This window comes from Sphaerochaeta halotolerans (genome assembly GCF_003429665.1).
GTDB classification, from domain to species: domain Bacteria; phylum Spirochaetota; class Spirochaetia; order Sphaerochaetales; family Sphaerochaetaceae; genus Sphaerochaeta; species Sphaerochaeta halotolerans.
This window is the reverse complement of the sequence record NZ_QUWK01000026.1, coordinates 1-9,816: the sequence shown is the minus strand read 5'-3', so window position 1 is coordinate 9,816 and position 9,816 is coordinate 1. Positions and strand designations below refer to the sequence as shown.

Annotated in this window: 9 protein-coding genes; all 9 read left to right on the top strand. The window is 44.7% G+C overall.

Going from position 1 to position 9,816, the window contains the following annotated elements:
* A partial coding sequence (locus tag DYP60_RS13695; RefSeq protein ID WP_206363155.1) for a GDP-mannose 4,6-dehydratase occupies positions 1-230 on the top strand: 230 nt, incomplete at its 5' end.
* A gap of 23 nt (positions 231-253) precedes the next feature.
* Positions 254-802 (top strand): dTDP-4-dehydrorhamnose 3,5-epimerase, encoded by a 549-nt coding sequence (gene rfbC, locus DYP60_RS13690; protein ID WP_117331583.1) that lies wholly within the window; start codon positions 254-256, stop codon positions 800-802.
* Complete coding sequence (locus DYP60_RS13685; RefSeq protein WP_117331582.1) at positions 799-1,932, top strand: glycosyltransferase family protein; 1,134 nt, start codon at positions 799-801, stop codon at positions 1,930-1,932. The genes rfbC and DYP60_RS13685 overlap by 4 nt, the downstream gene beginning before the upstream one ends.
* Before the next feature lie 75 nt (positions 1,933-2,007).
* The gene (locus tag DYP60_RS13680; RefSeq protein WP_117331581.1) at positions 2,008-3,324 is read left to right on the top strand and encodes a nucleotide sugar dehydrogenase; all 1,317 of its coding nucleotides are present in this window, start codon (positions 2,008-2,010) and stop codon (positions 3,322-3,324) included.
* Positions 3,324-4,400 (top strand): Gfo/Idh/MocA family protein, encoded by a 1,077-nt coding sequence (locus DYP60_RS13675; protein ID WP_117331580.1) that lies wholly within the window; start codon positions 3,324-3,326, stop codon positions 4,398-4,400. The genes DYP60_RS13680 and DYP60_RS13675 overlap by 1 nt, the downstream gene beginning before the upstream one ends.
* Positions 4,400-4,969, top strand: coding sequence for an acyltransferase (locus DYP60_RS13670; RefSeq protein WP_117331579.1), 570 nt, complete (start codon positions 4,400-4,402; stop codon positions 4,967-4,969). Before DYP60_RS13675 ends, DYP60_RS13670 begins: the two co-directional genes overlap by 1 nt.
* A 2-nt stretch (positions 4,970-4,971) precedes the next feature.
* Positions 4,972-6,099, top strand: a complete 1,128-nt coding sequence (locus tag DYP60_RS13665; protein WP_117331578.1) for a DegT/DnrJ/EryC1/StrS family aminotransferase — start codon at positions 4,972-4,974, stop codon at positions 6,097-6,099.
* A 2-nt stretch (positions 6,100-6,101) separates the two neighbouring features.
* Positions 6,102-8,402 (top strand): glycosyltransferase, encoded by a 2,301-nt coding sequence (locus tag DYP60_RS13660; protein WP_117331577.1) that lies wholly within the window; start codon positions 6,102-6,104, stop codon positions 8,400-8,402.
* Between the two features lie 94 nt (positions 8,403-8,496).
* Entirely contained in the window at positions 8,497-9,618 is a 1,122-nt protein-coding gene (locus DYP60_RS13655) for a glycosyltransferase family 4 protein (protein WP_117331576.1), read from the top strand.
* The last annotated feature ends 198 nt before the right edge of the window (positions 9,619-9,816 follow it).

Genomic DNA, 9,816 nt, shown 5'->3' with positions numbered 1-9,816 from the left:
GTATAGATGAGCGTCTCATCAGGCACGTTACTGACAGGAAGGGGCATGACCGGCGCTACGGCATAGATCCCACCAAGGTCAGGGAAGAGTTGGGCTGGGAGCCCGAGACGATGTTTGCTGAGGGAATTCGCAAGACCATAGACTGGTACCTGGAGAACAGGCAGTGGATGGAGCATGTGACCAGTGGGTCCTACCAGCAATACTACCAGTCGATGTACGCAGGCAGATAACAAGGGAAAGAGAGAGACATACAATGGGACAGTTCACATTCACGGAGACAGAAATAGAAGGGGTGTTCATCATAGAGCCGAGGGTGTTCGGGGATGAGCGAGGCTACTTCATGGAGACCTACAACAAGGCAGACTTCCAGAAGGCAGGCATTGATTGTGAGTTCGAGCAGGACAACCAGAGCAAGTCGAGCAAGGGAGTGCTCCGGGGACTTCACTTCCAGAGGAAGTATCCCCAGGCAAAGCTGGTGAGGGTGACCAAGGGCGAGGTCTACGATGTGGCGGTGGATCTGAGAAAAGGGAGTATAACCTACGGCAAGTATGTAGGGGCTGTCCTCACTGCAGAGAAGAAGAATCAGTTCTTCATCCCCCGTGGCTTCGCCCACGGGTTCCTGGTCCTCTCCGATGAGGCAGAGTTTGTCTACAAGTGTGACGAGTTCTACCACCCTGAAGATGAGGGTGGCATCAGGTGGGATGACCCGAGTATCGGGATTGAGTGGCCGGAGATTGATACCCGATTGATTATGAGCATAAAAGACCAAAACTTAAAAACATGGTCTGAGGTAATGCAATGAATACTAATTTAAACATTACCTACATAGATTTTGGTCCGGCATACGGCCAAAATAGCAATAGTGGAATTGAAAGAAAGAAGCTTGCTCAAATCAACGAACTTAGTAAGCTTGGTGATGTAAAACGATTGACATATAGTCCTAAAGGGAAGCGTGGTGTTTTTAAAGAAGCTACAAGAATGCTCCCCTTCGCCCCAAGTATGTTTTTTTTCAAGTACTGTCCTGAAAAGCTGGATGGTGTTGATATAGTATATTACCGGAAGGCGTACATTGACCGGTATGCGATTAAGCTCCTTAGAGAGATAAAAAGAAGAAATCCAAAATGTATCATCCTCTTTGAAATTCCTACGTATCCATATGATAAAGAGAAGTCTGGATTCTTACGATATCCATTGTTACTAAAAGATCGATGGAATAGGAAAAAACTTCATCACTATGTAGATCGAATAGTACTAGTTGCAGCCATAGATCCTATTGTGTTTAATGTCTCAACGATCACTATCAGCAATGGTATAGATTTTTCCCGAACTGCGTTGCGGATAGTTTCTAAAGAGGAAGATGGAAAAGTACATGGTATTGTCGTTGGAAATTTCGAATTTTGGCATGGCCTTGATCGACTTATTAAAGGGCTAGAAAAATATTATGCAACAAAGCCTGAAAGGATATTCGTATTGCATATAGTTGGGCCTACCGAAAATGCAATCAAGCGTGATAAGGGTATGGAAGAACTTGTTTCTAAAGGGTATCTAATTTTTCATGGTCCTTTGCCTTTTGATGAATTGGAAAAGGTGTATGATAGTGTTTCTCTAGCATTTGAATCCTTCGGACTCCATCGACGGACCCAAGGACAGATCAATAGTTCCGTGAAATCTCGAGAATATGGTGCAAAAGGTTTACCAATAGTGAGTGCAAGCAAAATTGACTACATTCCTGAAAATTTCCCATATTTCATGAAAGTGGATGAAGATGAGTCGTATATTGATATTAAGTCAGTCATACAATTCCATGATAAAGTCTATGGAGAAGATTACGAAAGGGTGGCATTGAGAATCCGAGAATTTGCCAATGATCATTGTTCGTCAGAATCAATGATGAGACCTGTTCTGGATTACTGTTATGAAAATTCTCAATGAATTTTGAATTACTACCTACGCTTGGTTTTATAATTATTGCTGTGTAACATATAGTAAAAACTGATAAAGGAAAAAATGCAAAAAGAAGTACTAATACAACAAATTGAACAATTCCAAATAGTAGTCGGAGTCATCGGTCTTGGTTACGTCGGTCTTCCCCTGGCTGTTGAGAAGGCAAGGGCAGGCTTCAAGACCACTGGCTTTGATGTCCAGCAGAAGAAAGTGGACATGGTAAACCAAGGCATCAATTATATAGGTGATGTTGTCCAGGAAGACTTGGCTTCCTTGGTGAAGAATGGGATGCTCAGGGCAACCAGTGATTTCTCCTTTGTGAAGGATTGTGATTTCATCGCCATCTGTGTTCCCACTCCCCTGGACGAGCACCAGCAACCTGACATCACCTACGTACGGGATTCTGTCATGGAGATAGCCAAGTATCTCAAGAAGGATTCCATCGTAGTCCTGGAGTCAACCACCTACCCGGGGACCACCGAGGAGTTGGTGAAGCCCTTGCTGGAGGAAGGTTCCGGCCTTGTCTGTGGTGAAGACTTCTATCTCGGCTTCTCCCCTGAGCGTGTCGATCCAGGCAATTTGTTGTACAAGACGAAGAACACCCCCAAGGTGGTTGGAGGTATCGGGAAGGATGCTACCGAGGTAATTGCAGTAATGTACCGTGCGGTGCTTTCCAGTGATGTGACCGAGGTTTCCAGTCCTGCAGTGGCAGAGATGGAGAAGATCCTGGAGAATACCTACCGGAATGTGAACATAGGCCTGGTAAATGAGCTGGCCAAGCTCTGCCATGAGATGGGAATCAGCATCTGGGAAGTCATCGATGCTGCAAAGACCAAGCCCTACGGATTCCAGGCATTCTACCCAGGCCCGGGCCTTGGGGGACACTGCATCCCCCTTGATCCCTACTATCTCTCATGGAAGGCAAGGGAGTATGGATTCCATACCTCGATGATTGAAAGCTCGATGATGATCAACGACCGGATGCCTGAGTACACGGTAGAACGGGCCTCGAAGATGCTGAACAGGTTCAGTAAGGCCCTCAATGGATCGAAGATCCTGATGCTGGGGGTTGCCTACAAACAGGACATTGACGACTACCGGGAGAGCCCGGCCTTGGATGTAATAGAGATCCTAGAGAAGCATGGTGCTGTAGTTGCTTATTATGATCCCTGGGTGGAAGAGTACCAGCACAAGGGAAAGGTAGTGAAGGGCGAGAAGGAACTGAGTGTAAACCTGCTGGAGGAAGCCGACCTTGTCATAATCACCACCGCGCACAGCAACGTTGACTATGATTTGGTACAGAAACATGCAAAGGCCATTTTTGATACCAAGAACGTCATGAAGGCCATTGCCGGTCGTGACAACATCGAGGTGCTGTGATGAAATATGCACTGATAGGTTGCGGGAGAATCTCTCCCAACCATATAGCAGCCGCACTGGCAAACAAGCTTGAGTTCGTTGCAGTCTGTGACATCAACGAGCAGATGATGGAGGACAAGATCCTCAAGTTCAAGCTGGATGAACAGAACGTGGCAAGGTATCACGATTACCGGGAGATGCTGAAGGAACAGAAGCCGGATCTGGTCTCCATTTGTACAGAGAGCGGCAAGCATGCATCCATCGCCCTGGATTGCATCGATGCCGGAGCCAATCTCATCATTGAGAAACCCATTGCTCTTTCCATCAAGGATGCTGATGCCATCATCGAGAAGGCAAGGAAACAGGATGTGAAAGTATGTGCTTGTCACCAGAACCGCTTCAACAAGTCAGTGGTGAAGATTCGTGAGGCCATGGAGGAGAATCGATTTGGGAAAATGATGTACGGGACCGCCCACATCCGGTGGAACCGTGGCAGGGACTACTATGACAGGGCCTCCTGGCGTGGGACATGGGAGCAGGACGGCGGTGCCCTCATGAACCAGTGCATCCACAACATCGACTTGCTCAGATGGATGATGGGGGACGATATTTCAGAGGTGTTTGCCTATACCGACAACCTCACCCATCCCTACATCGAGGCAGAGGATCTTGGTCTTGCTCTGGTGAAGTTTGCCAATGGTTCCTACGGAATCATTGAGGGGACCACCAACATCTACCCCCAGAACCTGGAGGAGACGCTCTACCTGTTTGGGGAGAAAGGGACAGTGAAGGCTGGAGGGCAGTCCGTGAACATCATCGAGGAGTGGCGTTTCGCCGACCTGTTGGACGATCCCGAAGAGGTCAAGACAACCTACCACGAGAACCCTCCCAACGTGTATGGGTATGGTCACACCCCATTGTTTGCTGATGTGATTGAATCAATTAAGGAAGACCGCCAGCCAATGGTAACCGCGGAAGCCGGGAAGCGGGCACTGGAACTGGTGCTGGCCATCTACAAGTCTGCCGCCGAAGGAAAGCCGGTAAGGCTTCCCCTGGAAGACTGTGCGACCATTGATTTCAAGGGGAGGTTCTCTTAATGGACTGGTATGTACATCCTTCTTCCTATGTTGATGATGACGTGGTCATTGGCAAGGATAGCAAGGTCTGGCACTTCTGCCACATACAGAGTGGTGCAAGGATTGGGGAGGGTTGCTCCCTTGGACAGAACGTGAATGTCTCGAACAACGTGGTAATCGGAAACGGGTGCAAGATCCAGAACAACGTTTCCCTGTATGAAGGGATAACGCTTGAGGACCATGTGTTCTGCGGACCTTCCTGTGTATTCACAAACGATCTTACCCCGAGGGCAAAATACCCGAAGGGGAAGGCAGGCTATCTGAAAACTCTCGTACAAGAGGGAGCTTCCATCGGGGCCAATGCTACCATCGTCTGTGGGATAACCATCGGCAGATGGGCACTCATCGGCAGTGGGGCTGTAGTCACCAAGGATGTCCCTGATTATGCCTTGATGGTTGGAGTGCCTGCACAGCAGAAGGGATGGGCCTGTGAATGTGGTTCCGCCCTAGATGAGAACCTGCATTGCAAGCATTGCGGCAGGCAGTATGAGCAGAAGACAGGAGGCCTTGTCGAGAGGCAGGGGAACTGAGTATGGAATTTCGTGATCTCAAGAAACAATACCAGGTACTGAAGGCAGACATGGACAAGGCCGTCATCGAGGTGATGACAGAGTGCAACTTCATCAATGGCAGGCAGGTGAAAGAGCTCGAGGAGAAGCTTGCAGCATATGTGGGCATGAAACATTGCATCACCTGTGGGAATGGGACTGATGCGCTCTCCATGATGCTTATGGCTTGGGGGATCGGCCCTGGCGATGCGGTATTTGTCCCAGACTTCACCTTCTTCGCCTCCGGGGAAGTGGTCTCTTTCGAGGGAGCAACCCCTGTGTTTGTGGATGTGGACCCGGATACCTACAACATGGATCCAGAGAGCCTGGAGCAAGCCATCCTTGTGGTGGAGGCTGAAGGGAAACTCAAGCCGAAGGTGGTCATCCCTGTGGATCTGTTCGGTCTCCCTGCAGATTATGACCGGATTAACGAGATTGCCCACAGGCATGGTATGAAGGTACTGGAGGATGGGGCCCAAGGCTTTGGGGGATTGTACAAGGGAAGGAAAGCCTGTTCCCTAGGGGATGCTGCGACCACTTCCTTCTTCCCTGCAAAGCCCCTTGGTTGCTACGGTGATGGTGGAGCAATTTTCACCAACAGTGACAAGGAAGCCGAGTACCTGAGATCAATTGCAGTGCATGGGAAGGGTTCTTTCAAGTACGACAACGTGCGGATTGGCTGGAATTCACGTCTTGACACCATACAGGCTGCTATACTCCTGGTGAAATTCAAGGCATTCCAAGAGTATGAGCTGGAAGCAGTGAACAAGGTGGCTTCTTGGTATACAGAAGCACTGGGGGATGTTGTGAAGACCCCAGTAGTCCCGGAAGGATACTATTCCAGCTGGGCGCAATACACCATACAACTGGATGATGAGAACCAACGGACTGAGTTCCAGAGGAGACTGAAAGAACAGGGGATTCCCACCATGGTGTATTATCCAAAGCCGATGCACGAGCAGACAGCTTTCAAGGGATTGAAGCAATATGTTCCATGCCCGATCACGGAGAGGTTGTGCAAGACGGTGGTCTCGTTGCCGTTGGATGGATATAAAACCTACAAGTCTTGTGAAACAGTTGGTATAATTAAATCGTCAATTTTAATGGTGTAAAGATGAAGAAGTTGTTATTACTTACCGATAACTTGCCCTTTGGGAATGGTGAGTCTTTTTTATATCCAGAAATTGAGTTTCTCACACAGAAATTTTCTATCACAGTTGTAACCACGGATACAAAATCAGATATCTCAAGCAGTTACATCTGGGATTTTCCGGTGTATAGGATTCAGAAGATTCCAACTTTCTGGGAGACGTTTCAATCTACTCTCCAATTTTTCTTTACAAAGGATTGTCTAAAAGAACTTGGGATAATTTTTCAAAGTAAGAAACAGGTTTTGCAGCGGTCAATACAGAGCATTAAGTATTATGCAAAAGCACAGAAAACTGCAAAACAAATTGAAAGGCTTGAAATTATCACAGAACAAGACCTCGTTTATAGTTATTGGCATAATTACAAGGTATTGGGAATGGGCCTTTTACTTAAAAAATTACATTATCAATCAATACCTATTGTCTCCAGGATTCATGGTTATGATTTATATAATGAACGAGTAGAAAAGGGAGGTCGTCAGCCATTTAAGTATACACAGGATGAATATCTTTCTGCTCTCTATTTTGTGAGTGAAAAAGGCTTGGAGTATTATAGAAAGACTTTTGGGTTCAATTCTGATTGTGCCTACCTGGTATCGCGTCTTGGAGTATATGGAACATCGGGTATAATTCCTTCAGATAAAGATATTGGACTTTCTCTTATTAGTGTATCTCATGCAATTCCCTTAAAAAGAGTAGAACTCATTATTTCTGCTCTGGAGTTGATAACAGAGTATACTGTTTCTTGGGTTCATTTTGGTGATGGGGAGAGCATGAATTCCCTGACCCAATTGGCAGAACATTCACTGAAACATAAAAAGAATATTAGCTATGTCTTCAAAGGGCATATTACAAACCAGGAACTGCATACCTACTATGAAACACACACTATTGATGTATTTATAACTACATCCTCAACAGAAGGGGGTTGCCCGGTATCGATTCAGGAAGCTTTCTCTTATGGAGTTCCTGCTATTGGAACCGATGTAGGTGGTATTACAGAAATGATTACGAGTGGGTATAATGGATTTCTACTCAATGAAAATCCAACCGCTCTTGAGGTAAAAACTCAATTAGATACTATATATGCAGCGAAGATAAACCAAGAAATGGATAGTCTGAAAACCCATGCATTTTCTACATGGGAAAGATTTTTTGACGCAGAAAAAAATTTCAGCGAATTTGCCAAGATATTGTATGCATTATGTTTGGATAAAGGAAGTAGTAATGATTACAACAGGACGTATTCCCAAGATGATCTTATCTCTGTAATTGTTCCTATCTACAACGCTGAGAAAACATTGGACCGTTGTATCACGAGTATCATAGGGCAAACCTATCAGAATCTGCAAATAATTCTCATTAATGATGGTTCGGTAGATGAGAGTATTGCTATTTGCAGGAGATACGCTGAAGACGATGTTCGAATTAAAGTAATCAATAGCTCCAACCAAGGTGTCTCAAAAGCAAGGAATCAAGGTATGGATTCGGCTGAAGGTGCCTACTGGGGATTTGTAGATTCTGATGATTGGATTGAACCAACCTTTATAGAAACGATGTACTCAGCAATACAAGAAAATGAAGGCTGTTGTCTCTCTTCACTTGGCATTGTATCTGAAAGTTGGAAAGAATACTTAGATAGTCTATGTAAAGGTGACTCCTATCGAATTCTGTCAAATACAGAAGGGTTGGACGAAATCACAGCAAAGTTTGGACTACGGGGATATTTGTGTAACAAACTCTTTTTGCCTACACATCTTCGTCTGAATCCAGATATTAACGTTTGCGAAGACTTGGAATTTATCGTTCGATATTTATATCATCATCAATCAAACAAGATTGTTGTGGCAAATACTTGTTTATACCATTACGAAATAATTCGCCCGGACACAATATATTCTGACCGGTATAGTTTTCGCCGGAATTTTACTGCTTTTCAAGCATATGAAAAAATTATTGAGCAACTCCCTGATTCCGCTCGGTATCTTCGCGATAGAATTTATTCGCATACTACCGAGCTGGCTTACAACATGCTGGTTACTTGGTATAGCTTACCAAAGTCTGAACGAACAGAAACAAAAGCAATAGAAAGTAAGATCCCCGAAGTGAATGTAAAATTCCATGAGACGTATGAGAACACGATGAAGCAGTCTAGTGCCATGGTGCGAGTCAATTACTTTCTGCTAAAGGTGTCACCATCATTGTTGATTCCATATTTACATTTAAAATTTCGCATAAAGAAACTAATTGGGAGGACGAGAAAATAGGGTGCTAGAACCAGAATGTATGAAAGAAGGCTTCCATTCTGGATATAATAAGCGAGCTGTGTGAAATGATGTCTTTTTGGAGTACGATACTGATATGAAGAATAAAACCATTCTCATCCTATCCAATGATGTGGATTACCTATATACGCTGAGACTTGAAACAATTGAGCGCTTGCTCAAGGATGGTTTCTCTGTATCCCTTTCAGCTCCATCCAATGACAGAGTTGAGTTTTTTGAGCAATTAGGTTGTACCTTCTATCCAACTGAGTTCACTCCACGAGGAAAGAATCCAGTTTCAAATCTGGCGCTCCTTCTAAAATATGTTCGTTTGATTAAGCAAGTACAACCTGCTGTGGTTCTCACCTATACAATTAAGGCAAACATCTATGGGGGATTGGTATGTAGAATGTTGCATGCTCCTCAAATTGCCAACATGACAGGACTAGGAAAAGCTTTGATGGGCAAGGGGGTTCTACAATCTACCATCCAAAAATTACTTCGTATTGCGTTCAAGCGAGCAAGTACGGTATTTCTGCAAAATGAGCGAGACTTGAATTATTTCTTGGACCATAAGATAACCAACAAAGAGCAATCAGTCTTGATTCCTGGCTCTGGAGTCAATCTTGCCCGTCATCCCTTGGAAGAGTATCCCGAGGATGATGGGACCATCAGGCTCATCTTCATTGCAAGAATCATTAAGGATAAGGGCATTGAAGAAATGATGGATGCAGCTATCAAGATACACCAAATACATCCTAATGTTACCTGTGATATTGCTGGTTTCATTGGAGAAGATGAGTATGAGACGCAACTTAAAGCTTATGGAGAGACTGGAGCTGGTTCTTATCTTGGATTCCAGAAGGATATACATGCATTAATCAAGAGAAGTCATGCAGTGGTACTCCCTTCCTACCATCTGGAAGGCATCGCGAATGTACTTCTGGAAGGAGCTGCCTGTGGGCGTCCTGTACTTTCTACGAACCATATTGGTTGTAGAGAAACATTCGATGATGGAGTATCTGGAATCATGTTCGAACCACAATCAACTGAAGCTTTAATCTCAGCAATTGAGAAGTTTATTGCAATTCCCTATGAGGAAAAGAGAGAAATGGGACTTGCTGGAAGAAAAAAAGTTGAGAAAGAATTCAATCGGCAGGTCATTGTAGAAGCATATATGCGGGCGATTGAGATGGTAGCTGTTAAAGAATTTCTCTAAATACAGCTATGCTGTAGGAAAATTAACGTGCTTCTTTTGTATAAGTTATGATTAATCTACAGACAAGGATTCATTATATCTAATGTCGATTCACCAATGGCAAGCTATCAATCTCGATATGCGAGGGTGTAACATAGTTTGTGTAAATGGAAATCTGCTATGCTAAAAGAAGGAGCAGCAAATGACCAAGAAAAACAA

Bases quoted from the DNA above. Each gene is read 5' to 3' on its own strand.
- DYP60_RS13670 (WP_117331579.1), top strand. From the start codon at position 4,400: ATGGACTGGTATGTACATCCTTCTTCCTATGTTGATGATGACGTGGTC.
- rfbC (WP_117331583.1), top strand. From the start codon at position 254: ATGGGACAGTTCACATTCACGGAGACAGAAATAGAAGGGGTGTTCATC.
- DYP60_RS13655 (WP_117331576.1), top strand. From the start codon at position 8,497: ATGAAGAATAAAACCATTCTCATCCTATCCAATGATGTGGATTACCTA.
- DYP60_RS13660 (WP_117331577.1), top strand. From the start codon at position 6,102: ATGAAGAAGTTGTTATTACTTACCGATAACTTGCCCTTTGGGAATGGT.
- DYP60_RS13685 (WP_117331582.1), top strand. From the start codon at position 799: ATGAATACTAATTTAAACATTACCTACATAGATTTTGGTCCGGCATAC.
- DYP60_RS13675 (WP_117331580.1), top strand. From the start codon at position 3,324: ATGAAATATGCACTGATAGGTTGCGGGAGAATCTCTCCCAACCATATA.
- DYP60_RS13665 (WP_117331578.1), top strand. From the start codon at position 4,972: ATGGAATTTCGTGATCTCAAGAAACAATACCAGGTACTGAAGGCAGAC.
- DYP60_RS13680 (WP_117331581.1), top strand. From the start codon at position 2,008: ATGCAAAAAGAAGTACTAATACAACAAATTGAACAATTCCAAATAGTA.